This window comes from Microbacterium sp. TS-1, from assembly GCF_000509385.1.
GTDB lineage: Bacteria > Actinomycetota > Actinomycetes > Actinomycetales > Microbacteriaceae > Microbacterium > Microbacterium arborescens.
This window is the reverse complement of the sequence record NZ_BASQ01000001.1, coordinates 1,203,105-1,225,376: the sequence shown is the minus strand read 5'-3', so window position 1 is coordinate 1,225,376 and position 22,272 is coordinate 1,203,105. Positions and strand designations below refer to the sequence as shown.

The following is a 22,272-nucleotide window of genomic DNA, read 5'->3' as shown; positions in this document are numbered from 1 at the left end:
GTGGAGGCATGACGACGCCGTTCGACTCTCTCGACGACTACTACGCCCTTCCCCGCATCGACGCGGCGGCGACCTCGCCCGACGGCTCGCACGTCGTGCTGACGGTCGCGACCCTGACGAAGGATCGCACCGGCTACGAGCGCTCGCTGTGGTCGGTGCCCGCTGACGGCACCGGCGTGCCGCGCCGGCTGACCCGCTCGACCACCGGCGAGTCCGGGGCCGTGTTCACCTCCTCCGGCGACCTGCTGTTCGTCTCGGCACGTCCCGACAACGACGCTGCGGACGGCGCCCCCGCTCAGCTCTGGCTGCTCCCGGCCGCCGGTGGCGAGGCGCGTCCGGTGACCCGGCTGGCCGGCGGGGTCTCCGCGGTCGTGACGGCGGCGGACTCCGACCGCATCGTCATCGCGTCGTCGCTGCTTCCCGACGCCGCCACGATCGAGGCCGACGCGAAGCTGCGGGCGGAGCGGAAGAAGCTCAAGGTCTCCGCGATCATCCACGACACGTACCCCGTGCGGTACTGGGATCACGACCTCGGCCCCCACGAGCCCGCGCTGTTCGCCCTCGACCTGAACGACCTGGCCGACGCGCCCGCCGTCATCGCGACCGCCGACCAGGCCGTCGACGAGGTCGTCGGCGCGACGGCAGCACCGGAGGCCGCCGATGAGCCGTACCCCGCGGGCCTGCCGCGACCGCGCATCCTGCTCCGCGGCCGCGTAGCGGGCACGGCGGGAATGGCGCTGACGCCCGACGGCGCTACCCTCATCGCCTCGGTGCCCGAGCCGCAGGGACGCGACGCCCGCTACCGTCTCGTCGCGATCGACACCGAGACGGGCGAGCTTCGCGTCGTCCGTGACGAGGCCGATGTCGACGTCGAGATGCCCGCGATCAGCCGCGACGGCGCCCGCCTGGTCTACGTCCGCTCCGATAAGCCGACGCCCGCCGGACCGGCCGACCAGGAGCTGTGGGCGAGTGCGCTGGACGGCGCCGACGCGCAGCGCCTGGCCTCGGACTGGGACCGCTGGCCGAGCAGCATCCGGTTCTCCGACGACGACGCGGCGCTCGTCGTGACCGCCGACCATGACGGCCGCGGTCCGATCTTCTCCGTGCCGCTCGACGGCGGCGCCGTCTCGCAGACGACGCGCGACGAGTTCGCCTACACCCACGTCGAGCCGGTCTCGGGCACCGCGGACGTCATCGCGCTCCGCTCGAACTGGATGACACCGCCGCATCCCGTCCGTATCGCAGCCGATGGCGCCGTGACACCCCTTGCGAGCCCGGCCCCGTCGCCCGCGACGACCGCCTCGATGGTCGAGGTCGAGACGACCGCCGACGACGGAGCCCGCGTGCGCGGCTGGCTCGTGCTGCCCGAGGGAGCGGATGCCGCGGCCCCGGCGCCGCTTCTGCTGTGGATCCACGGCGGACCGCTCAACAGCTGGAACGCGTGGAGCTGGCGCTGGAGCCCGCTGCTGGCCGCCGCGCGAGGCTATGCGGTGCTGCTGCCCGACCCTGCCCTGTCCACCGGGTACGGGCTCGACTTCATCGCCCGGGGTTGGGATGCCTGGGGTGCTGCGCCCTTCACCGACCTCATGTCGATCACCGACGCGGTCGTCGCGCGAGACGACATCGATGAGACGCGAACGGCCGCCATGGGGGGATCGTTCGGCGGCTACATGGCGAACTGGGTCGCGGGGCACACCGACCGCTTCGACGCGATCGTGACCCACGCGAGCCTGTGGGCGTTCGACCAGTTCGCCGGCACGACCGACTTCGCGCCGTACTGGCAGAGCATCTTCAGCCCCGAGGGCGCGATCGCCAACTCGCCGCATCGTTTCGTCGCCGACATCCGGACGCCGATGCTCGTGATCCACGGCGACCGCGACTACCGCGTGCCGATCGGCGAAGGGCTCCGGCTGTGGGCCGACCTCAACGAGCATCACGCCGCCGAAGACGGCACGAGCCCGCACCGGTTCCTGTACTACCCCGACGAGAACCACTGGATCCTCTCGCCGCAGAACGCGCGCGTCTGGTACGAGACGGTCTTCGCGTTCCTCGAGGAGAACCTGCCCGCGCGCGCCTGAGCGCCGTCGGGTCGCGTTTCGCGGCCCTCGCTTGACAGGAGTGGCCGCTTCCCCGCGCGGGAGGGGGCCACTCCTGTCACGTGAGCGGGTTCACGCCGCGATGGGCGGAAGGATGCGGCGCAGGATGAGGCGCTGCACCAGCGTCCAGGCGACCGTCACGACCAGGTACAGGCCCGCCGCAAGGGGAACGAACACCGCGATGACGGCGGTCGCGAACTGCGCGACCCCGAGCACTCCCGACAGGGCGGCCGGAGCATCCGTCACCCGGAAGGCGCGCCGCGTCAGCTCGCCGACGAGCGCGATCGAGGCGATGACGACGCCGAACACGAGGCCGGTGGTGAGCGGCAGCGCCCCCGAGGCGACGGTGCCCGCGAGGCTCGACCCGAGGGGGACCCCGAAGAGCGTCTCGGCGAGCAGCCCGTTGGCGTGCCCCGCGATCGTGGGGTGGATGAACACGCCGTACAGCAGTCCCACGACGGGGGCCTGCACGAGCAGCGGCAGACAGCCCGCCGTCGGCGAGACGTTCTCGTCGCGGTACAGCTTGAGCGTCTCGCGCTGCAGTCTCTCGCGATCGGTGCGGTATCGCTGCTGGAGCTCGCGCAGCCGGGGCGCCAGGCGCGCACGAGCGCGGTCTGCGCGCGCCTGGGCGACGCCCGCGGGGATGAGTGCGGTGCGCACGACGACGGTGATGAGGATGACGGATGCCGCGGCGGAGAGGCCGCCGAGCGCGGGTTCGAGCGCCGCGGTCAGCGCGGCGAGGGTCGAGGCCACGGCGTCGAGCGCGGCGGCGAGGGGCGGGAAGGAATACAGGTCCATGAGGAGTCCGATCGACGAAGCTGAACACACGGGGGATCAGCCGCGAGGGGACGCCGGACGGCGCGATGCGCGAGGCCTCGGGCGCGGGTGCGCGCGGGTGTAAAGCCGTTCCGGACGTGGCTACGCGGCTGAGGCCGCGAGCCCCGGGGCGCGGGGGCGGCGTCTCCCGGGTGCGTCCGGGTCGCTCTGCGCCAGCAGCGTCGAGGGCGAGATCGACCGCCGGGGGTGTGGTCGTCGCGAGCCCGCGGGCCCCGTCGTGGCGGCGGTCGCCGAAACCGAGACGACCGCGATCGCGATCGCGAGCAGCGCCACCGCGGTCGCCGCTGCGAGCCCGCTCGAATCACCGAGCGACAGGGCGCCGACGATCGACAGCAGCATCGGGAGCACGGAGAGGAAGGGCATCACACCACCTCGGTCCGCACTCCGCCGGCGGCGCGCTCGAACAGGGCGGCATCCCCGTCGAAACGAGCGCCCTCGGGGCGCGACCGTCGCAGGGCAAGCAGGAGCAGGATGAAGCCGCCCACCGGCAGCAGGTTCAGCAGCACCCACCACCCCGAGAGGTTGGAGTCGTGCAGCCGCCGCACCGCCACGGTGAAACCGGGGACGACCGTCAGGGCGACCCACACGGCCGAAGCCCAGAGGTAGACGCCCAGAAGAGCGGAGAGCGGATCGGTCGGAGCGATCGGTCCGAAGAGCTCGAGCCCGCGCCATCCCCACCAGCCGAAGGGGTGGAGGCCGAGATCGAGCTGCGGCCAGCGCCCCGACAGCATCCGGGGGATCACGAGAAGCAAGATCACGGCGGCGGCGAACCCGACCGCCATCCACCACCAGTACTCGCTGCGGCTCGCGCGCCCGCGCAGACGGAAGGCGTGCGCGACGAAACGTCGCATCGCCTGGGGCAGCGAAGCGTTCGGCAGCGGTGCTGTCGAGACGGCCTCCATCCCGCGATGCTAGCGGAGCGGCGCGGCGCGGGGCGGTCTTCGCCTGTCAGCTCTGGCCCCATCCCGCGTGGTGAGTGGGCGGGAAGTGCCAGGTGAAGCGACTCCGCGGGCTCAGTGGGGTGCGTGATACTCGGGCTCGCCACGCTTCCAGTAGCCCTTGACGGTGATCCGCTCGGGGTCGAGGCGCCAGCGGTCGAGGAGCAGCGCTCGAGCCGGTCGCACGATCGACTGCTCGGCGGCCACGAAACCGAACACGGCGCCGGCCGGTCGGTCCCCGTCGCCGAGCGCGGCGAGACGAGCGGCGAGCGCAGCGCCGGCGGATGCCGATCCGCGGTGCACCTGCTCGACGACGACGCCCGGGGGCGTGGAGATGGGCAGCTCGTGATCACCGTCGGGCACTTCGATGAGCACGCGCCCGACGGCGGCGGCATCCATGTGATGGGCGAATCGCCGGATCGCGGGCACGGCGGTCTCGTCTCCGGCCAGGAACCAGCCGTCGGGGCGCCCCGTGAGCACCGCGGATCCGCGCGGTCCGCCGATGCCGATCGTCGACCCGATCTCCGCCGTCGCCGCCCAGTCCGCAGCCACGCCGTCGCCGTGCAGGGCGAACTCGAGATCGAGCCAGCCCTCGTCGGCGTCCCAGGCGAGCGGGGTGTACTCGCGGCTCGGTGCCGCCCGCATCTCGTCGATGCTCTCGGGGGCCACCTCGGGGAAGAACACGCGGACGTGGTCGTCGCAGCCCGGGGAATCGAAGTCCCGCAGGTCGGCGCCCTCGAGCCGCACGCGGACATAGGCCGGAGTGAGCCATTGTCGGGCTGCCAGGCGGACGAAGCGGAAGCGCAGGTCGAGCGCTCGGCGAGCGATCCGGAACGAGGGGGTTGCGGTCGATGCGGACATGAAGGTTAGGCTAACCTACACAGCCGTCGGGGTCTCGATCCCGGCATCCGGTCGCCCGTCGACCAGCATCCGATACGCACCGCACCAGGAGATACGTCACGTGAGCCATGCATTCCGCCGTCCCGCACTCGTCTCGATCGCGCTCGTCGCAGCCCTCGGCCTCGCCGGGTGCGCGTCGTCGGCCAGTCCGGACGCCGAGCCCGGCGGCGACGCGACCTCGGCCGCGACCGTGACGGTGATCGACAACCACGGCGAGATCGAGGTTCCTGTCGCCCCCGAACGCGTCGTGGCGCTCGACAACACGACGTTCCAGACGCTGAGCGACTGGGATATCGAGCTCGTGGCGGCACCGAAGCCGCTGATGTACGACCTGTGGCCCAACCTGTCCGGCGGCGATGACGTGCTCGACGTCGGGCTGCACCGCGAGCCCGACCTCGAGGCCATCATCTCGGCGCAGCCCGACCTCATCGTCGGCGGCTACCGCTTCCGCGACATCTACGACGACCTGACGGCGATCCAGCCCGCGACGATCGAGACCAGTGCGCGCGAGGGCGAGGAGCAGGTCGCCGAACTGAAGCGCCAGGTCGAGATCCTCGGCCAGGTCTTCGACCGCGAGGATGACGCGAAGAAGCTCGCCGACGACCTCGATTCCGCCGTCGCAGACGCGAAGGCGGCCTACAACGGCACCGACACGGTCGTGGGCCTGCTCACCTCGGGCGGCAAGATCTCGTTCGCGGCGCCGGGGGAGGGGCGCGGCGTCGGCGCCGTCTTCCCCACGCTCGGTCTCGTGCCCGGCATCGATCGCGGGGCGGAGAACGCCTCGCACGGCGACGACATCAGCGTCGAGGCGATCGCGGCGGCGAACCCGGAGTGGCTGATCGTGCTCGATCGCGACGCCATGTTCGGCGAGGACGGCTACGTCTCGGCGAAGGAGCTCATCGAGGGATCCGAGGCCCTGCAGAACGTTCCCGCCGTGCAGAAGGGGCAGATCGTGTACCTCGCGCCGAGCTTCTACCTCGACGAGGGCATCCAGGCTTACACCAAGCTCTACGCCGACATCGCGACGGCGTTCGCCGCGGCGGCCTGATCGTCGTCTCGGGGAGCCCCGTCCGGTACCGCCGGGCGGGGCTCCCGTAACCCGTCATGACTGCGCTCACCGTCCCCGCCCGCATGCGCGGGCGTCTCGCCCTCCCGGCCGCGATCATCGTCGTGGCCGGTCTCGTCGTGCTCTCGCTCTTCGTGGGCGTCTACGACCTCACCTCCGACGGCGTCGGCTCCGAGATGCTGTGGATCACGCGGATCCCGCGCACGCTCGCCCTGGTCCTCGCCGGCTGCGCGATGGCGGTCTCCGGCCTCGTCATGCAGCTGCTGACCCAGAACCGCTTCGTCGAGCCGACCACCACCGGGACCACGGAGTGGGCCGCGCTCGGCCTCCTCGCGACAGTGCTCCTGGTGCCCGACGCGCCGCTGATCGTGCGGATGGTCGTCGCGAGCATCGCGGCGTTCGCCGGAACGCTGGTCTTCCTCGCGATCCTGCGCCGCATCCAGCTGCGCTCGTCGCTGATCGTGCCCCTCATCGGCATCATGCTCGGCGCCGTCGTCTCGTCCTTCACGACCTACCTCGCCGTCAGCGCCAACGCCCTGCAGATGCTGGGCACCTGGTTCATGGGAAGCTTCACCGCCGTGGTCCGTGGCCGCTACGAGGTGCTGTGGGTCGTCGGCGTCGTCGTCGTGCTCGTCGCGCTCTTCGCCGACCGGCTGACGGCGGCGAGCCTCGGAAAGGATGTCGCGACGACGCTCGGCGTCGACTACGACCGGGTGCTCCTCCTCGGCACGGCCCTCGTCGCCGTCGCGACCGGGGTCACGACCGTCGTCGTGGGCTTCCTGCCGTTCCTCGGGCTCATCGTGCCCAACCTCGTGTCGATGTGGCGGGGGGACAACCTCCGCGCGAACCTTCCCTGGGTGTGTCTGGGCGGAGTGGCTGTCATCGTCGTCTGCGACATCGTCGGCCGCGTCATCCGGATGCCGTTCGAGGTGCCGGTCTCGATGATTCTCGGCGTCCTGGGCGCGGCCGTGTTCGTCATGCTGCTCCTCCGGCAGCGCGGGAACGATGGCTGAGGCCGTGCGCGGCACCGTGCGCGCGTCGTCCGCGGATGCTGCGACGCGGCGACCACGGGTGTGGCTGCGGTTCGTCGTCCTCGCCGTCGCGGTCGTCGCGGCCGCCGTCCTGCTGCTGACCTGGAACATCCCCCTCGATCCGGCGCAACGCGGCTACTGGCTCGCCGTGGATCTGCGGGTCACGACGGTTACGACGGTCGCGATCGTGGCCTGCTGCCAGGCGGTCGCGACGGTGCTGTTCCACACGGCGACGGGCAACCGCATCCTCACGCCCTCGATCATGGGGTTCGACGCGCTCTACGTCGTGATGCAGACGGGCCTGGTGTTCTTCTTCGGGGGAGCTGCGCTCGCGGCGACCGACGGACTCGCCAAGGTGGCTCTCCAGAGCGTGCTGATGGTGGCTTTCACGACCCTCCTGTACGGATGGCTCTTCGCCGGCAGGCGGGGAAACCTGCACATCATGCTGCTCATCGGCATCGTGCTCGGGGTCGGGTTCGGCTCACTCTCCACGGTGATGCAGCGGCTGCTGACGCCGAGCGACTTCGATCTGCTCTCGGCACGGCTGTTCGGCAACCTGAGCAACTCGAACCCCGAGTACCTGCCGTGGGCTGCGGCGATCGTCGGTGTCGTCCTCGTCGTGGTGTGGCGCCGCCGCCGCCGTCTCGACGTGCTGACCCTCGGTCGCGACGTCGCCACCAATCTCGGACTCGCCTACAAACGCGAGGTCACCGTCCTGCTGATCCTCGTGGCGGTGCTCATCTCGGTCTCCACGACGCTCGTCGGGCCGATGACCTTCTTCGGGTTCATCGTCGCGACACTCGCGTATCAGCTCGCCGGATCGTCCCGGCACGCCGTCGTCCTCCCGTTCGCGGCTCTGCTGGGGATGACGACGCTCCTCGGCGGCTACTTCGTGCTGCGGCACGTGTTCTACGCGGCGGGCATGCTCACCGTGATCATCGAGTTCGTCGGCGGGCTCTTCTTCATCGTCTACCTTCTGCGAAAGGGCGCGCTGTGATCACCCTCACCGACGTCTCGAAGTCCTACGGCGGCCTGCGCGTGCTGGGCCCCATCGACCTCCGGATCCCGGCCGGCGGGGTGACCGCCCTCGTCGGGCCCAACGGTGCCGGCAAGTCCACGCTGCTCACGATCGTCGGGCGCCTGACCGAGCCGACAACGGGCACGGTCACCGTCGGCGGTCTCGATGTCGCGCGCACCCCGAGCCGCGAGCTGGCGCGCGTCGTGTCGATCCTGCGGCAGGAGAACCACTTCGTCACGCGGCTCACGGTGCGCGATCTCGTCGGCTTCGGGCGCTTCCCCCACTCCGGAGGACGCCTCACCCCCGACGATCGGCGCCACGTCGACGAGGCGCTGCGCTTCCTCGATCTGGAGGATCTCTCCCACCGCTACCTCGATCAGCTCTCCGGCGGGCAGCGCCAGCGCGCCTACGTCGCGATGGTGCTCGCTCAGGACACCGACTGCATCCTGCTCGACGAGCCGCTCAACAACCTCGACATGCGCCACGCCGTCGGGATGATGCGGCAGCTGCGACGGGCGGCGGATGAACTGGGCAAGACCGTGGTCGTCGTCATCCACGACATCAACTTCGCCGCCGCCTATGCCGACCGCATCGTCGCCCTCACCGGGGGAACGGTGGCGTGCACGGGGACACCGCGCGAGATCATGCGCCCCGATGTGCTCGAGAGCGTGTTCCAGACGCCGATCGCGGTCCGCGACGACGGCGAGTACCCGCTCGCGGTCTACTTCCGCTGACCTCGGCGCACCGAGTGGATTTCACCTGGCGTGGGTTTCACCTGGCAGTTGCGGCCGCATCCGGTGCATGGATGGGGCGCGAAGTGTCAGGTGAGGTGGCTCAGGCGGCGGGTCAGAGCTGCGCGCCGTCGTCGTCGCGATCGTAGACGCCCTCGTTGCGTCCCCGGCGCGACTCGTAGGCGATGAGCCATCCCACCGAGATCGCCGCGGCGAGCACGAGACCCAGCCACACGTTGTTCATCACGAGGCCGAACACGATGCCCAGCACGAAGACGAGGGCGGCGCCGAGTGCCCAGTAGGTGTGTCCGCGCTGCCATCCCCGATTCGCCATGCCCCGAGCTTACGACGCGGCTGCCTCAGCGGTCGCGATGGTCTTCGGGATGCAGGCGCGGGCCGCGGCGCGGTTCGAACACGCCGCCGGCGTAGATGAGCCGGATGACGCGCTGCCGGTGGCCCCGCCACGGCTCGAGCAGTTCGAGCATCCCGTCGTCGTCGACGCGGTGGCCCGTCAGGGCGTAGCCCACGGTGTGGCACAGGTGGTAGTCGCCCACGCTCACGGCGTCGGGGTCGCCGAAGGCGCGGATGCGGGTCTCCGCCGACGTCCACGGTCCGATCCCCGGCAGGGAGGTCAGGATGCGTTCGTGCTCGTCGCCGCCGTGGGCCCCGGCGACCGCACGCTCGATCGAGGCGCGCCGCTGGGCCGCGCGCACGACGGTGCGCGACTGCGGTGGCTCGAGGCCGGCGCGATGCCACGCCCAGCTCGGGATCAGGTGCCAGTCCGCGGGAGGAGCGAACATCGGGCGCGGCGTGGGACCGGGGGCGCGCTCGCCGTACCAGGTGACGATCGCACGCCAGGCACCGAACGCCTGAAGCCCCGTCACCTTCTGCTCGAAGACGGCGCTCGCGAGGTCGTCGAAGACGAGGTCGGTCGCGCCGAGGCGGATGTCGGGATGCCGGTGGTGGATGTCGGCGATGAGCGGATGCCGCGTCCCGTCGAAGCCCTCAGGATCGTCGTCACCGCCGCACAGCCGAGGCAGCTGCTCGATCGCCCACTCCGCGCCGGGGCCCCACGCGGCCGCTCTCACGAGCGAGCGCCCCACCCGCAGAGCGAGCGTCGCGACCCCGCGCGGCGTGCGGCTGACGCGCCAGATCACCTCGCCCGACGTGGTCATCGTGGGATCGTGGGCCCCGTGCTGCTGGTGGCGCACGGCGCGGGCGACGTCGATCGGCGCAGCCGGCCGGTACTCGGTCTCGACAGGGGGCGACGACGGCGGCGCGGCATCGAGACCGCGGATCGCCGGGCGGCGACCAGGCATCCGTCCCGTCGTCACCGCGCTCATGCCGACACCCTACGTCGGAACCTCCGACATCCCGCCGTGAGCGGCGTCGATCGGCACCCCGCTCGGGTGGGGCGCGTCAGAAGCGGTCGGGCGACGGCGTGCCGTGGCCGTAGCGGATGACCACGTCGGCGTGGCGGTCGAACCGGTAGCCGACGCCGCGGACGGTGCGCACGATGTCTTCGTAGCGCCCGAGCTTCGCGCGCAGACGGCGGACGTGGACGTCGATCGTGCGCTCTCCCGGCGCCTCCTCGTCGGACCCGTTGTTCCACAGTGACTCGACGAGCTCGGAGCGCTCGATCGTGCGTCCCTCGCGCAGCACGAGGTACTGCAGCAGCTCGAACTCCTTGAAGGTGAAGGCGGCGGACTCGCCGTCGATGAAGACGCGCTTGCGCGAGATGTCGACGGTCACGCCGCCGGGGACGTGGTCCTCCGCCGGGACGTCCTGCTTCGTGCGGGCGACCGCGCTGGGCTCGTGCAGCGCGAGGCGGACGACGTCGACGTCGCGTCCTCCGGCGCCGACCGGTGCCAGGGCGACGGTCGCGTAGGTCTCGGCGTGGGGGGCGTGCTCGCCCAGCGTGCGGCGCAGGGCCTCGACGAGCGTCGAGAGCGAGACGCCGTCGGCGGCGGCCTTGGCCTCGTCGATGCCGACGTACAGGGCGAAGCCGCGCGGCGCGGTCGAGGCCGCGGCGGCGGGTGCCGGGGGAGGCGTCTCGACGGCGCGGAGGTGACGAGCGGGGGCGGCAGGGGCGAGAAGAGCGGTGTTCGACATGGGAGGTTCGTCCTCGGAACGTGAACCCGGGCTGTCAGAGCCTGCGGCGGGTTCGGGTGTGCGTTGCGTGAGGCCCAGAGGGGGCCGGTGAGCGAGCATCCGGATGTCGGCGTTGTGGGCCGGGCCATCGGAACTCGGGGATCCGCGGCCGCGTTCAGAAGCGGCGGAGGATCAGGCGGGGTTCACCTGTCAGCGGCACATTCGGCAACACATGACAGCACGCTGCGACATCATCATGATGTCGGCAGTTCCGTTCGCCTCCCGGGCGGACAGAGTGCGTGCGATGTCAGTCATGGGGTTGATTATGACGATCCGTGTCCGGATGTGTCAAACACACCAGTGCCTCGCGTCCTTCGATGACGGAATGTGACAGATTGCTCAATCCTCGCTACGGTGCACGATCGTGGCTACGCGGATCCGGATCGTCGGCACCTCCGGCTCGGGGAAGAGCGTGCTCGCGGACCGTGTCTCGGCGCGGACGGGGCTGCCGCGGCTCGAGCTCGACGCCGTCTTCTGGGACGCCGACTGGCGGATGCGCGACCTCGACGAGGCCCGCGCCCGGGTCCGGGCGTTCGTGCGGCAGCATCCGGACGGGTGGGTCGCGGACGGCAACTGGACGTCGCGTCTGGGCGACATGCTCGATCCGGGCTCACCGGACGGCGCCGACACGGTCGTGTGGCTCGACCTGCCGCGCCGACGTGTGATGCGTCAGGTCGTCGGGCGGACGCTGCGCCGAGTGGTGCGGCGCGAGGAGCTGTGGCACGGCAACCGCGAGCGCGCACGAAATCTCCTGAGATGGCACCCGGAGCGGAACATCATCCGGTTCGCGTGGACCAACCATCCCGTCACGCGCGAGCGCATGCTCGGGCGCATCGCCGCGGGGGAGCGGATCGTGCGGCTGCGCGATCGCTCGGAGATCGACGCCTGGCTGGCCTCGCTGCCGCCGGCCGGGCGTAGCGTGGGCCCATGAGCGATCTGACATTCACGAATGAGAAGGACGCCTCGCGCTACGCGCTGCACCGGGGAGACGACCTCGTCAGCGTGCTCGACTACCGCGACGACGGGCGCACCGTGGCGCTCACTCGCGCCTACACGATCCCCACCTTCCGCGGGCACGGCTATGCGGCGGAGGTCGTCGAGCGCGCCGTGGCCGACATCGAGACTCTCGGCGACCGGACGATCAGCCCGGTCTGCTGGTACGTCGCCGACTGGTTCGAGGCGCACCCCGAGCGCGCGGACATTCTGACGCCGCGCAGCTGACCGCCGCGTCGTTCCGAGGCGGCGGGATACGTCCCTCGGCGCGCGCCTGTCAAGACGGTGCTCGCGAGAGGATGCCAGGGCCAGACTGGGGCGATCGATCGAAGGAGACAGTCATGAACCGCGATCTTCCCGAGGGCGTCGTCGACCCCGACGGCGCCGGGGCCACCTCGCTCGCCGCGAGCGAAGCCGAAGACGACGCCGTCCGCGACGCGGACAGCCCCGCCGACCTCCCGATGCCCGACGGCGACAGCCCGGACGGTTTCGTCGAGAGCGCCGAGATCCAGCAGGGCCTGGACCCCGACCTCGTCACCGACGAGCAGGCAGACGAGGAGGAGCAGCGATGAGCGGTCAGGCCGACGAGATCGACTCGAGCGTCTCGGACTCCGCGACGCAGGACGCTCCCGAGACCGGTCGCGGCGGCACGCGGGCGACATCTGCGGGAACCGGCGGCGACGTGACGCCTCCGAAGGAGGACACCCCGGTCTCGCCTCCGGGCGTGCAGGACGGTCCGGCGCTGTCGATGCACGACACGACCGAGCAGGAGCGCCTCGACGGGCTCGTCGCGCAGCTGCGCGCGGATCTCCCGGGCGAGAACCGCGCGACGGTCGAGAAGTACGTGCGTCAGCGCGTCTCGGAGGTCGGCCTGAACGTCGGCGACGACGAGATCGCGCGAATCGTCGACGACCTCGCCGCCGACTGACGAATGACATCGCGAATGCCCCGGGGCACGGTCCCGGGGCATTCGTCGTGGTGGCGCCCGGGCCTCTCCGGGAGCCCGGCCTCTACGGGGCCCGGGCCGACAGTGCAAGGCCGCGCACGGCATCTCTCGACGGGCATAGCCTGACCCACGATGAGTGACACGGCGAGCATCCCGCTGTCGGTGCACCAGCGGTGGCGGGCCTTCTGGGTCTGCGTCGCCGTTGCGGCGCTGACGATCCTGGACCTGACGAAGGTCAACGTCGCGCTGCCCTCGATCGAGAAGGCTTTCGGCGCGGGCTCGACGGAGCTGCAGCTCATCGTGTCGGGCTACGTGCTCACGTTCGGGCTGACCCTCGTGCCGGCCGGACGCATCGGCGATCAGCGCTCGCGACGGGCGCTGTTCGTCATCGGGCTCTCGCTCTTCGCCGCCACGAGCGTCGTCTGCGCGCTCGCGCCGGATACGGGGGTGCTCCTGGCCGCCCGGCTCGTGCAGGGCGTGGCGGCCGGCATCCAGATGCCCCAGGTCATCGGTCTCGCCCAGGAGATGTTCCAGGGGGCCGAGCGCGGGAAGGCCTTCGGGCTGTTCGGCGCCACGATCGGCATCTCGACGGCGTTCGGCCCGACGCTCGGTGGTCTCATGATCGCGCTGGGCGGGGCCGAGGACGGCTGGCGCTACATCTTCTGGATGAACGTCCCGCTGACGATCGCCGTTCTCGCCGGTGTGATCTGGCTGCTCCCGAGGACCCGCGAGTCGCGGCCGGCCCGCCTGCAGCTCGACCCGGTGGGCCTGCTGCTGTTCGCGCTCGTCGTGATCGCCTTCATGGCCCCGTTCCTCCTCACGACGGGCGCGCAGGGCGACGATCCGCAGCGGTGGTGGTCGCTCGTGGCCTTCGGGGTCTTCGCCGCGATGTTCGTGTGGTGGGAGCGACGCTACGCGGCATCCGGCAAGCATCCGCTGATCCCGCTCGAGCTCTTCGCCATCTCGTCGTATCGAAACGGCACGCTCATCCAGGCGGTGTACTTCATGGCGCTCCCCGCCATGTTCCTGCTCACGACACTCTTCCTGCAGCTCGGAGTGGGCCTCGAACCGGTGTTCGCGGGGATGGTGTCGATCGGCTTCGCCATCGCCAGTGCGGGCGCCTCGTACGTCGGCGGTCGCATCGTGACGCGCGTCGGTCGCCCCCTGGTGGTCGGGGGACTGGTCATCATGCTCGCGGCGGTCGTCGCGCTCGCTCTCGTCGCATACTTCGTGCCGGCCGGGATCGTCGAGTTCGCGATGGCGGGCGTGCTGACGGTCGGCGGCTTCGGCGGCGGTCTCGTCATCTCGCCGAACCAGACCCTCACCCTCGCCGACATCCCGGTGAAGCAAGGCGGTCTGGCCGGCTCCGTGGGTCAGCTCGTGCAGCGCATCGGCACCGCCGTCGGAACGGCCGTCGCACTGTCGCTGTTCTACTCGACGGTGTACCGCCTCGGTGGTGGATCGACGCCGCGGATCGACGTCTATCACGATGCCTACGCCCTCGGGATGGTCTCGGTCGGCCTGTTCCTCGCGCTCGCCCTCGTGCTGGGCGTCGCCGACCTCGCGTCCCGACGGCGGGCGGCGCGGGCCTGAGTCTGGCGGCTTCCCCGCGGGGCATCGCCGCGATGTCCGACCCTCCTCCTACCCTGGTCGGCATGCGGATCCTCCACACCTCCGACTGGCACATCGGGCGGACCTTCCACGGTCATTCGACGCTCGACGCGCTGCGGGGCGTGCTCGAGGAGCTCACCGCGCAGGTCCGCGAGCACGAGGTCGACGTCGTCGTCGTGGCCGGCGATGTCTTCGACTCGGCCGCACCGGCGGCGGGGTGCTACGCCCTCCTCTCCGACACCCTCCGCGGCATCGCCGACGCCGGTGCTCGCGTCATCGTCACGAGCGGCAACCACGATTCCGCCGCCCGCCTCGGGTTCCAGGCGGGGCTGCTGCGCGAGGGCATCCACGTCCTCACCGACCCGGCCGCGGTGGGCACTCCGATCACGATCGCGGATGCCGACGGGCCGGTGCACTTCTACGGCATCCCCTATCTCGAGCCGGCGCTGCTGCGACACCTGTGGCCCGAGGCCCGGTCACAGGCAGCCGTGATCGATCGCGCGATGGGCCTCGTGCGCGACGACCTGGCGGTGCGCGGCGGGCGGTCGGTCGCGATCGCCCACTGCTTCGCCGCGGGTGTCGAACCGACGCCGCACCTCGAGCGGGACATCCAGCAGGGCGGCCTCGACGTCGTGCCGCTGGCGGCATTCGCGGGTGTCGACTACATGGCTCTGGGGCACATCCACGGTCGCCAGCAGCTGGCCCCCGCCGTGCGCTACGCGGGCGCGCCGCTGCACTACAGCTTCGGCGAGGGCGACAAGCCCCGGGGCTCGTGGCTCGTCGAGCTCGACGCCGACGGCTTCGTCGACGCCCGGTGGCTCGAGCTGCCGGTTCCGCGTCGGGTCGTCACCCTGCGCGGCCCCCTCGCCGACGTTCTGGCCGATCCCGCTCACGAGCAGCACGCTGATGCGTGGGTCTGCGTCGAGTACACCGACACCCTGCCCGAGCGCGATCCGATGCGCCGTCTGCAAGAACGCTTCCCGTTCTGCGCGAAGGTCGTGCACGTACCGGCGGATGCCGCGCCGAGCGACGCGCGCACCTACGTCGACCGCGTGCGCGCCGCGCGCAGCGACGCCGAGCTCGTCGAAGCGTTCCTCGTGCACGTCCGCGAGGGGGCCGGTGCCGACGAGAGCGAGCGCGAGCTGCTGGCCGACGTCCTCGACGAGCGGATCCGCGTGGAGGCGATGGCGTGAAGCTGCATCGCCTGGAGCTGACCGGCTTCGGTCCGTTCCGCGAGAAGCAGACCGTCGACTTCGACGCCTTCGATCGCGACGGCGTCTTCCTCATCTCGGGTCGCACCGGCGCGGGCAAGTCGAGCATCCTCGACGGGGTGAGCTTCGCGCTCTACGGCTCGGTGCCGCGTTACGACAACGGCGAACGGCGCCTCCGCAGCGACCACAGCTTCCTGGGCGACCCCACCGAGGTGCGGCTGGAGTTCACCGTCGGCGGGCAGCGCTGGCGCGTGACCCGAGCGCCGGAGTACGAGCGGCCCGCGAAGCGCGGCGACAAGCTCACGACCGAGATCGCGCGCGCCGAGCTCGAGCAGGACGTCGATGGCGAGTGGGTGGGCCGGGCTGCGAAACCCCGCGAGGTCGCGCTGCTGCTCGACGAGGTGCTGGGCCTGAACGCGCAGCAGTTCCAGCAGGTGATCCTGCTGGCGCAGAACAAGTTCTCACGATTCCTCCTCGCTCGAAACGATGAGCGGCAGCAGCTGCTGCGCACGCTGTTCGGCACAAAGCGCTTCGAGCAGTACAAGGACGATCTCGAGGAGCGTCGGCGCTCCGCGCAGCGCGAGCTCGACGCCGCGGGTGATCAGGTGCGTACGCTTCTCGAGCTCGCCGAAGCGGCCATGACGCAGCAGAGCGGCGCCATCGGCGATGACGGGGCGACGGACGAGGCGGCGCCGCTCGACCTCGCCGGCCGACGCGATGTCGTCGAACGAGCACGCCGTCGTGCCGATTACCGCGTGGAACAGGCCGACGAGCTCCGCCAGCAGGCGGAGTCGCGGCAGACCGCTCTCGCGGCGACCTATGCCGAGCTCGTCGAGCGGGTGCGGGTGCTCGACGATCTCGCCGCAGCGCGCCGGCGCCTGGCCGACCTCGACGCGGTCGCCGACGAGGTGGCTGCGGGTGAACGCCGACTCGAGCGTGCGCGTGCCGCCGAAGCGCTCCGCGCGACGCTCGAGCAGGCCGACCGGTCCGACGAAGCGGCGGGGGAGGCCCGCATCGCGGTGGAGCGCGCCGAGAGGCGCTGGACGGAGGCGGGCGGACGCGTCGACGACGACATCGCCGCTCTCGTCGAGGCCCTCACAGGCGACATCGCCCGCTGGACGGACGCGCTCGAGCGCGAGCACGAGCTGACGCACGCCCTCGAGGATCGAGACGCGACCGCGGGCGAGATCGCCCTCCTCGAGGAGCAGGCGACGCTGCTCGACGCACAGCACGCGCTCCTGCCCGCGGAGCGCGAACGGCTCTCGACCGAGCTCGCGGCGGCGACCCTCGCGGCGACGCGCGGCGACGAGCAGCGTGTCCGGGTCGACGAACTCGCTGCTCAGGCCGAGGCGGCCGGTGAGGCGGAACGTCTCGCGGGTGAGCTCCGCGAGGCCGAGGAAGCCTATCTGCGCACGAGTGATGTCGCGGAGGCGGCGGCTGCCGCCGTCACCGACCTGCTGCGGCGACGAGTGGCCGGTCGGGCGGGAGAACTCGCCGCCGAGCTGTCCGACGGCGCGGCCTGCCCGGTCTGCGGGGCGCTCGAGCACCCGCATCCCGCGCCCCCGGCGCCCGACGGTGTGACGGACGACGATCTGGCCGACGCGGAGTCGGCGCGCGATGCCGCCGCGGCCGAGGCGCGCGGCGCGGGAGAGCGCGCCGCGCTGCTGCGCGCGGACCACGCCGCTGCGACGGCACGTGCGGGCGGTCGCGGGAGCGATGAGCTCGCAGGCATGCTCGCTCGGGCCCGGGACGAGCTGACATCCGCCGAACGCGCCGCAGAGCGTGTCGCCGACCTCACCGAGAAGCGCGACGTGCTCGACCGTCTCGACGCCGAGGCGGCCGAGGAGCGCTCGCGCCTGTCGGCCGTGCTGGCCGATGCGCGCGAGCGCTCGGCTGTGGCCACCACGACCCTCGCCCGCCTGGAGCGCGACGTGGCCGACGCGCGGGGGCCGTTCGCGACGGTCGCCGAGCGCATCGCGGCGGCGACCGAGCGGCGCGACCTCGCGCGAGCGGTGATCGAGGGCCGGCGGGCGCTCGCCCACAGCGAGGCGACCGCGGCCGGTGCCGCGAACGACCGCGCGCAGCGCATCGAGGCATCGGTGTTCGCCGACGTCGGCGAGGTGCGCGAGGCGCTGCTCCCCGAATCCGAGCGGACCTCCCTCACGCGGCGCGTCGCCGAGCACGCCGCCGACGTCGCGGCCACGCGCGCCCGCCTGCTCGAGCTCGAGCTCGCCGCCGCGGGGCTGCCCGACGAGCGGCCCGATCTCGACGCTGCGGCCGAAGCGGTCGCCGCCGGAGACCGCGCCCGCAGCGAGGCGATCGCCGCGCACCGCGACGCCATCAACGCCGCCGAGACGATGAGCGATCTCCTCCGGCGCATCGACGACGCGTTCGTCGCGGTGTCCGGTCTCGCCGAGCGGACGGCGACCGTGACCCGGCTCGCCGACACCGTCGCCGGCCGTGCGCCCAACACCCGCAAGATGGATCTCGAGACCTTCGTGCTCGCCGCCGAACTCGAAGAGATCGTCGCCGCCGCCAACCTGCGGCTGCGCGACATGTCGTCGGGCCGGTACACCCTCCACCACAGCGATGCGCTGCAGGCTCGTGGTGCAGCCTCCGGCCTCGGGCTCGAGGTGCTCGACGCGCACACCGGCCGCCTCCGCTCGCCGCAGTCGCTGTCGGGAGGAGAGACCTTCCTCGCCTCCCTCGCCCTCGCGCTCGGTCTCGCCGAGGTCGTCACGGGTCGTGCCGGCGGCATCCGCCTCGACACGCTCTTCGTCGACGAGGGATTCGGGTCGCTCGATCCCGAGACCCTCGAGCTCGCGATGCGCACCCTCGACGAGCTGCGCGCGGGCGGCCGCACCGTCGGCGTCATCAGTCACGTCGAGGGCATGAAGGAGCAGCTCGCCGCGCAGATCGTCGTCGAGGCGACGCGTGAGGGCCCGAGCATCATTCGACAGGAGGCGCTCAGTGAGCGCGACTAGGCTGGCGCCGTGAGGACTTTCTGGACCGTCGTCGGAGTGATCGCCGCGATCTTCGTGGCGTGGGTGATCGTCGACATCGTGCTGCGCCTGGCCGTGTTCGCGGTCAAGCTCGGGCTCGTCGCGGTCGTCGCCCTCGTCGTGTTCCTGCTGCTGCGTCGGCTGTTCGCGCGCAGCAGTGATCAGACGCCGTAGTCGGCCCGGATCCGCTCGTACAGGGCGCGACTGCACGCCGCGACGGCGTCGTCCCACCCGGTTGTCGCGCCGTCCTGGGCGTCGTCCGACACCGCTTTGAGCACCCGGATGGGGATGCCGAAGCGCTGGGCGACCCAGATGTAGACGTAGGTCTCCATGTCGACCAGTTGCGCGCCCAGCGACTGGATCAGGGCGACCGCCTCGGCGTCGTCGACGAAGACGTCGCCCGTCGCGATGCGCACCCCGGCACCGCCGGCTTCGACGCGCTCGGGCATCGACAGATGCCGGCCACGAACCCCCGCCAGGTCGAACACGTCGTGCTGGACGGCGTCGCCGACCTCGTAGATGCCGGGGCCGAGAGCGCCGGCCACCGCTCCCGCGGTCCCGACGACCACGATCTCGTCGTACGTGGTGCGGTCGAGCGCGCGGGTCAGCTCATGTGCGGCGAGCAGCTTGCCGGGGCCCGTGAGCAGGATGTCGAACCCCGGGATGTCGGCGGGGAAGCCGATCAGCTCATCGCGGTGCGCGACGACCAAGAGCCGTCGCACGGTCACGCACCGCCCCGGGCGAGGATGCCGAGGATGCCGGAGATCAGCAGGTAGGCGCCGATGCCGCCCACCACGACCCAGATCGCGATGCGGGCGGAGGACGGCCGCTTGTCGTCGCCGTTGTCGAGGCTCATCCCGCCAGCCTAAGCGAGGTCGCGTCGGCGGATCGCGCGGGCGGCCCGGGAACCGGATTGACCCGGTCGCCCGCCCTGGTGCGAGCACGTGCGGTCGCTAGACTCGACCTGAGGTCAGACCATCCAGAGGCGGGAGCGACGGAATGAAGACGGTACTTCTCGATACGCCCGCGGGGATCACCGCACGGCTCGGGTGGGATCCCGCCATCACGGTGCACCACCGGCGGCGGATGATCGCGCGTGAGCTCGTCGCTCAGGCTCTCGGCTGCGACGAGAAGGATGTCCGCATCGAACGTGAGGCTCCTCGCGGCTTCGGCTATCACACGCGCCTCATCGCATCGCGCGACGGCGTCGAGGTGCCGCTGGCGATCACGACGGCGAGCTTCCGTGCGGCGACGGTCGTCGCGGTCAGCGATCCGGGGCTGCCGGTCGGCATCGACATCCGCGACGCGCATCCCGAACCCGCCGACCTCGCCCGGATGCGCAAGCACTCCCGGCTCTTCGCCGGGGCCGACACCCTCGACCTCGTCGACCACTGGGTTCACGTGCAGGCGGTGCTGGAGGCCGACGGCCGCGGTGTCCGTGTCGCACCGGAACAGGTCCGGCTCGACCCGGGCCGCCACCGCGGCTGGATTCCCGACCGCAACATGAAGTACACCCTCGTCGACATCTCGCGCGACGGGTGGCTCATCACCCTGGCCTACGGCACTCTGCCGACCGCCTGACCGGGCCGTCCCGGTCGCCGACGCGTCAGTCGACGAGGTCGGGCAGCGCCCGCCGGAGCTCCGCGAGCCACGCCTCGGGGTTGCCGTCCGACGGTGCACGCCAATCGCCCCGGGGCGACAGCGACCCCGCCGCGGCCACCTTGGGGCCGTTGGGGATCGCGCTGCGCTTGAACTGCGCGAAGCCGAAGAACCGCTTGATGAACACCTGCAGCCAGTGCGTGATCTCGGCGAGGTCGTACGCGTAGCGGCTGTCGCGCGGGAAGCCGACCGGCCAGTCGCCGGCGTCGGCATCCGACCAGGCGTGCTGGGCGAGGAAGGCGATCTTCGACGGGCGGAACCCGTAGCGCAGGACATGGTGCAGCGCGAAGTCGTGGAGGGCGTAGGGGCCGATCGTCGACTCCGTGGACTGCACCTTGCCGTCTTCGCCCGCGGGCACGAGCTCGGGGCTGATCTCGGTGTCGAGAACCGACTGCAGTACCGCCACGGCCTCGTCGGTCAGGTCGGTTCCCGTCCCCTCCCGGTGCGCGATAACCCAGCGGATGAGGTGCTGCATGAGCGTCTTGGGCACACCGACGTTCACGGCGTAGTGGCTCATGTGGTCGCCGACGCCGTAGGTGGCCCAGCCGAGCGCGAGCTCGGAGAGGTCGGAGGTGCCGATGACGATGCCGTTCAGGCGGTTGGCGAGCCGGAACAGGAAGTCGGTCCGCACACCGGCCTGGACGTTCTCGAACGTCACGTCGTACACGGGCTCGCCGGAGGCGTAGGGGTGTCCGATACCGCGCAGGAGCTCGTTCGCGGCGGGGCGGATGTCGATCGTCTCGATCGTCGCGCCGATCGCCTCGGCGAGCGCGACGGCATTGGACTTCGTGTGGTCGCTCGTCGCGAAGCCGGGCATCGTGTAGGCGAGGATGTCGCTGCGCGGCCGGCCCATGCGGTCCATCGCGCGGGCGACGACGAGCAGGGCATGAGTGGAGTCGAGCCCGCCGGACACGCCGATCACGGGGCGGGGCCCGCCGATGGCCCGCATCCGCTGCTCGAGGCCGGAGACCTGGATGTTGAACGCCTCGTAGCAGTCCTGGTCGAGGCGCGCCGGGTCGTCCGGCACGAACGGGAAGCGGTCGAGCGTGCGCCGCAGCCCGATGTCCTCGGCGGGCGGGTGCAGGAACGTCTCGACGGTGAGGAAGTCGGTCGCCGTCGTGCGGCGGTTGTCGTCGAACGTGCCCTGGCGGTACCGGTCCTGGCGCACCCGGTCGAGGTCGACGTCGGCCACGCTGCGGCGCGGCCCGTCGGGGAAGCGCTCGGTCTCGGCGAGGAGCGAGCCGCCCTCGTAGATCATGGTCTGCCCGTCCCACGAGACGTCGTTGGTCGATTCGCCGAGACCTGCCGCCGCGTAGGCGTAGACGGCGAGGCATCGCAGCGACTGCGACTGCACGAGCGTGCGGCGGTCGTCGGCCCGGCCGATCGTGATGGGGGAGCCCGACAGGTTGACGAGCACCGTCGCCCCTGCGAGAGCCGCGCGCGACGAGGGCGGCACCGGAACCCACATGTCCTCGCACACCTCGGCGTGCAGGACGAGGCCGGGGACGTCGCGGACGTCGAAGAGGAGGTTCGTTCCGAACACGGTCTCGTGCGAGCCGATGCGGATGCCCTCGCCGTCCCACTCCTCGCCGGCGGCGTACCAGCGGCGCTCGTAGAACTCGCGGTAGGTGGGCAGGTGGGCCTTGGGGGCGACACCGAGGATCTCGCCGCGATGGATGACGACGGCGCAGTTGTACAGGCGGCTGCGGTGGCGGAGCGGGGCACCGACCACCAGCACCGGCATGAGATCGACGGATGCCGCGACGATGCGCTCGATCGCCGCGTCGACGGCATCCAGGACCGCGTCCTGCAGGACGAGGTCGTCGATCGCGTAGCCGGTGAGACACAGCTCGGGGAACACCGCGACCGCGACGGAGTCGGCGTCGCACGCGTGCGCCTCGGCGATGACGGCTTCGGCGTTGGCGGCGGGATCGGCGATGGACACCGGAATGGTGCAGGCGGCGATCCGCGCGAAGCCGTGGGCGTACGCGCTGGCGAAGGGGAGCGACTCGTTCACCCTCCTCAGTCTGGCACCGGCGTCGGCGGTGTCGCACCCCGCGGTTAGGGTCATTGAACGGAAGG

24 protein-coding genes are annotated in these 22,272 nt (G+C 71.5%); 14 read left to right on the top strand and 10 right to left on the bottom strand.

Features of this window, described 5'->3' with window-relative positions:
* Nucleotides 1-8: 8 nt before the first annotated feature.
* On the top strand, nucleotides 9-2,078 hold the full coding sequence (locus MTS1_RS05825) for an alpha/beta fold hydrolase (protein WP_023952281.1): 2,070 nt from the start codon (nucleotides 9-11) through the stop codon (nucleotides 2,076-2,078).
* 90 nt (nucleotides 2,079-2,168) lie between these two features.
* On the opposite strand, the gene MTS1_RS05820 is transcribed toward MTS1_RS05825, so the two are convergent.
* The 4 genes from MTS1_RS05820 to MTS1_RS05805 all read right to left on the bottom strand — a co-directional run bounded on the left by MTS1_RS05820 (nucleotide 2,169) and on the right by MTS1_RS05805 (nucleotide 4,732).
* Nucleotides 2,169-2,894 (bottom strand): membrane protein insertase YidC, encoded by a 726-nt coding sequence (locus MTS1_RS05820; protein WP_023952279.1) that lies wholly within the window; start codon nucleotides 2,892-2,894, stop codon nucleotides 2,169-2,171.
* A 120-nt stretch (nucleotides 2,895-3,014) separates the two neighbouring features.
* Nucleotides 3,015-3,296, bottom strand: coding sequence for a DUF6412 domain-containing protein (locus MTS1_RS05815; RefSeq protein WP_023952277.1), 282 nt, complete (start codon nucleotides 3,294-3,296; stop codon nucleotides 3,015-3,017).
* Entirely contained in the window at nucleotides 3,296-3,835 is a 540-nt protein-coding gene (locus MTS1_RS16005) for a DUF805 domain-containing protein (RefSeq protein ID WP_023952276.1), read from the bottom strand. Before MTS1_RS16005 ends, MTS1_RS05815 begins: the two co-directional genes overlap by 1 nt.
* Nucleotides 3,836-3,946: 111 nt before the next feature.
* Nucleotides 3,947-4,732: a siderophore-interacting protein gene (locus tag MTS1_RS05805; protein WP_023952275.1), complete on the bottom strand. Its 786-nt coding sequence runs from the start codon at nucleotides 4,730-4,732 to the stop codon at nucleotides 3,947-3,949.
* Between the two features lie 100 nt (nucleotides 4,733-4,832).
* On the opposite strand from MTS1_RS05805, the gene MTS1_RS05800 reads away from it, so the two are divergent.
* From MTS1_RS05800 to MTS1_RS05785, 4 genes are read left to right on the top strand one after another with little or no spacing between them, the layout of a single operon-like run.
* Entirely contained in the window at nucleotides 4,833-5,819 is a 987-nt protein-coding gene (locus MTS1_RS05800; RefSeq protein ID WP_023952274.1) for a siderophore ABC transporter substrate-binding protein, read from the top strand.
* A 56-nt stretch (nucleotides 5,820-5,875) separates the two neighbouring features.
* The gene (locus tag MTS1_RS05795) at nucleotides 5,876-6,850 is read left to right on the top strand and encodes an ABC transporter permease (protein WP_023952273.1); all 975 of its coding nucleotides are present in this window, start codon (nucleotides 5,876-5,878) and stop codon (nucleotides 6,848-6,850) included.
* Entirely contained in the window at nucleotides 6,843-7,865 is a 1,023-nt protein-coding gene (locus tag MTS1_RS05790) for an iron chelate uptake ABC transporter family permease subunit (RefSeq protein ID WP_023952272.1), read from the top strand. The genes MTS1_RS05795 and MTS1_RS05790 overlap by 8 nt, the downstream gene beginning before the upstream one ends.
* Complete coding sequence (locus MTS1_RS05785) at nucleotides 7,862-8,620, top strand: ABC transporter ATP-binding protein (RefSeq protein ID WP_023952270.1); 759 nt, start codon at nucleotides 7,862-7,864, stop codon at nucleotides 8,618-8,620. The genes MTS1_RS05790 and MTS1_RS05785 overlap by 4 nt, the downstream gene beginning before the upstream one ends.
* Before the next feature lie 112 nt (nucleotides 8,621-8,732).
* Here MTS1_RS05785 and MTS1_RS05780 read toward each other — a convergent pair whose 3' ends face one another.
* The 3 genes from MTS1_RS05780 to MTS1_RS05770 all read right to left on the bottom strand — a co-directional run bounded on the left by MTS1_RS05780 (nucleotide 8,733) and on the right by MTS1_RS05770 (nucleotide 10,729).
* Nucleotides 8,733-8,951, bottom strand: coding sequence for a hypothetical protein (locus tag MTS1_RS05780; protein WP_023952268.1), 219 nt, complete (start codon nucleotides 8,949-8,951; stop codon nucleotides 8,733-8,735).
* Nucleotides 8,952-8,976: 25 nt separating this feature from the next.
* Nucleotides 8,977-9,936 (bottom strand): DNA-3-methyladenine glycosylase, encoded by a 960-nt coding sequence (locus MTS1_RS05775; protein WP_052007781.1) that lies wholly within the window; start codon nucleotides 9,934-9,936, stop codon nucleotides 8,977-8,979.
* Nucleotides 9,937-10,036: 100 nt separating this feature from the next.
* On the bottom strand, nucleotides 10,037-10,729 hold the full coding sequence (locus MTS1_RS05770; RefSeq protein ID WP_023952263.1) for a winged helix-turn-helix domain-containing protein: 693 nt from the start codon (nucleotides 10,727-10,729) through the stop codon (nucleotides 10,037-10,039).
* 403 nt (nucleotides 10,730-11,132) lie between these two features.
* Here MTS1_RS05770 and MTS1_RS05760 point away from each other — a divergent pair, with 403 nt between their 5' ends.
* The 8 genes from MTS1_RS05760 to MTS1_RS05725 all read left to right on the top strand — a co-directional run bounded on the left by MTS1_RS05760 (nucleotide 11,133) and on the right by MTS1_RS05725 (nucleotide 18,705).
* On the top strand, nucleotides 11,133-11,699 hold the full coding sequence (locus MTS1_RS05760; protein ID WP_023952261.1) for a putative adenylate kinase: 567 nt from the start codon (nucleotides 11,133-11,135) through the stop codon (nucleotides 11,697-11,699).
* Nucleotides 11,696-11,989 carry a GNAT family N-acetyltransferase gene (locus tag MTS1_RS05755; RefSeq protein WP_023952259.1) on the top strand — a complete coding sequence of 98 codons (294 nt, stop codon included), beginning with the start codon at nucleotides 11,696-11,698 and terminating at the stop codon, nucleotides 11,987-11,989. Before MTS1_RS05760 ends, MTS1_RS05755 begins: the two co-directional genes overlap by 4 nt.
* Before the next feature lie 113 nt (nucleotides 11,990-12,102).
* Complete coding sequence (locus MTS1_RS05750) at nucleotides 12,103-12,333, top strand: hypothetical protein (RefSeq protein WP_023952257.1); 231 nt, start codon at nucleotides 12,103-12,105, stop codon at nucleotides 12,331-12,333.
* Nucleotides 12,330-12,689 carry a hypothetical protein gene (locus MTS1_RS16785; protein ID WP_023952255.1) on the top strand — a complete coding sequence of 120 codons (360 nt, stop codon included), beginning with the start codon at nucleotides 12,330-12,332 and terminating at the stop codon, nucleotides 12,687-12,689. The genes MTS1_RS05750 and MTS1_RS16785 overlap by 4 nt, the downstream gene beginning before the upstream one ends.
* Nucleotides 12,690-12,839: 150 nt before the next feature.
* Nucleotides 12,840-14,300, top strand: coding sequence for an MFS transporter (locus MTS1_RS05740; protein WP_023952253.1), 1,461 nt, complete (start codon nucleotides 12,840-12,842; stop codon nucleotides 14,298-14,300).
* A gap of 62 nt (nucleotides 14,301-14,362) precedes the next feature.
* Nucleotides 14,363-15,511 (top strand): exonuclease SbcCD subunit D C-terminal domain-containing protein, encoded by a 1,149-nt coding sequence (locus tag MTS1_RS05735; protein WP_023952251.1) that lies wholly within the window; start codon nucleotides 14,363-14,365, stop codon nucleotides 15,509-15,511.
* Nucleotides 15,508-18,513, top strand: coding sequence for an AAA family ATPase (locus MTS1_RS05730; RefSeq protein ID WP_023952249.1), 3,006 nt, complete (start codon nucleotides 15,508-15,510; stop codon nucleotides 18,511-18,513). Before MTS1_RS05735 ends, MTS1_RS05730 begins: the two co-directional genes overlap by 4 nt.
* A gap of 9 nt (nucleotides 18,514-18,522) precedes the next feature.
* Nucleotides 18,523-18,705, top strand: a complete 183-nt coding sequence (locus tag MTS1_RS05725; RefSeq protein ID WP_023952247.1) for a hypothetical protein — start codon at nucleotides 18,523-18,525, stop codon at nucleotides 18,703-18,705.
* Here MTS1_RS05725 and MTS1_RS05720 read toward each other — a convergent pair.
* Nucleotides 18,693-19,259, bottom strand: a complete 567-nt coding sequence (locus tag MTS1_RS05720; protein WP_023952245.1) for a nucleoside phosphorylase — start codon at nucleotides 19,257-19,259, stop codon at nucleotides 18,693-18,695. The genes MTS1_RS05725 and MTS1_RS05720 overlap by 13 nt on opposite strands.
* Nucleotides 19,256-19,387: a hypothetical protein gene (locus MTS1_RS16875; protein WP_023952243.1), complete on the bottom strand. Its 132-nt coding sequence runs from the start codon at nucleotides 19,385-19,387 to the stop codon at nucleotides 19,256-19,258. Before MTS1_RS16875 ends, MTS1_RS05720 begins: the two co-directional genes overlap by 4 nt.
* A 143-nt stretch (nucleotides 19,388-19,530) precedes the next feature.
* Here MTS1_RS16875 and MTS1_RS05715 point away from each other — a divergent pair, with 143 nt between their 5' ends.
* Nucleotides 19,531-20,112, top strand: a complete 582-nt coding sequence (locus MTS1_RS05715) for a hypothetical protein (protein ID WP_023952241.1) — start codon at nucleotides 19,531-19,533, stop codon at nucleotides 20,110-20,112.
* A gap of 25 nt (nucleotides 20,113-20,137) precedes the next feature.
* Here MTS1_RS05715 and MTS1_RS05710 read toward each other — a convergent pair whose 3' ends face one another.
* The gene (locus MTS1_RS05710) at nucleotides 20,138-22,207 is read right to left on the bottom strand and encodes an NAD(+) synthase (RefSeq protein ID WP_023952239.1); all 2,070 of its coding nucleotides are present in this window, start codon (nucleotides 22,205-22,207) and stop codon (nucleotides 20,138-20,140) included.
* Nucleotides 22,208-22,272 lie beyond the last annotated feature (65 nt).